Consider the following 1287-nt stretch of genomic DNA (forward strand, 5'->3'; position numbering starts at 1 on the left):
CCCGCCGACCCGGTGCCGCAGCCGGTGACGGCGGCCAGCGCGGCCAGGCAGAGCGGCAGCACCAGCGGTCCGCGCGGCCGCCGGGGGCGGGTGGCGGCGCGGGCGGTGGCGCGGTGCGCGGAGGCGGGGTTCACGGTGCTGCCGTGCGGGGTGGTGCTGTTCACGGTGCGTCAGATCCTGTCCCAGGTACGGGAGGTGAGCCCGTACGCGCTCGCCAGGACGTTCCACTTGCCGACGAAGTCCTTCTTGGACTGGGTGGCCTGCGGGTTGAGATCGTCGGCGTGCTGCTTGTCGGAGGTCTTGGGGGCGGTGTGGCCGGCGCCGCAGCCCTGGGCGCCGACCGTCCGGGCCCAGGCCGCGTAGGCGCGGTCGATGTCGCCGGACTGCTGCCAGGCGGTCTTGAGGCTCTGCGCCGCGTCGGCCCCGCCGGGCAGGTCGGCGAGGTTCAGCTTGGCCAGGTCCGCGATCAGCTGGTCGCGCTGGGCGGCGGCCGAGTCGAAGGTCTGGGCGGCGCTGTCCACGTCGGCCTTGGCGGGGCAGCTGTCGACCTGGGCCACCGCGCTGCCGATCGGGGCCTTGGCGGCCTCGCCTCGGGTCAGCAGGTCGTCCAGCGACCTGGCCTGCGCCGGCGCGTTCGGGCCGGCGCCGCTCGGGCCGGCACTGGGGCTCGCACTGGGCGAGGCGGCACCCGAGGGGCTCGCCCCGGCGCCCGCGCCGTCGGTGGCCGTGCCGCTGGGCGCGGCGCTGCCCGGGTTCGTGGCCGAGACGGGCGGCGCGGCCTTGGCCGGACCGGTGGCCGAGCCGGAGTTCTGCGTCGCCACGACGATCACGCCGCCGAGCGCGACCAGCAGCAGCACGCCCACGCCGATCAGCATCGGTGCCCGGCGCTTCGGGGCGTCCTGGTCGTCGTACTCCTCCTCGAACCGTCCGGGCAGGTCCAGGCCGCCGCCGGCGGGCGGGTGGCCGGGGCCCGGCGGCGGGTAGCCGTACCCGCCGGGCGGGGCGGTGGGCGGCGGGGCGCCGTAGGGCTGGGCGCCGTAGGACTGCGCCGGGGGCGCGCCGTAGGTCGGCGGCGGGCCGAAGCCGGGCGGGGCGGTGGGCGGCGCCGCCGGGTAGCCGGGCGCCTGGTGGGCGCCGGGGACCGGCGGGCGGACCGGGTCCGGGCGGAAGCCCTGGTCCGGGAAGCGGCCCGGGTCCTGGGCGGCCGCGTGGCCGGGGAAGCCGCCGGGGGCGACCGGCGGCCTGGCGGGCCCGGGCACCGGCGCGGCGGCCGCGGGGGGGGGCGGG

General features: G+C 79.8%; 1 pseudogene. It reads right to left on the reverse strand.

Annotation, left to right across the window (positions count from 1 at the left end):
- Positions 1 to 170: 170 nt before the first annotated feature.
- Positions 171 to 1287: pseudogene (locus tag ABD323_RS41275) on the reverse strand (hypothetical protein); the annotation flags it as partial.

Source organism: Kitasatospora nipponensis, from assembly GCF_039528135.1.
Lineage (GTDB): Bacteria > Actinomycetota > Actinomycetes > Streptomycetales > Streptomycetaceae > Kitasatospora > Kitasatospora nipponensis.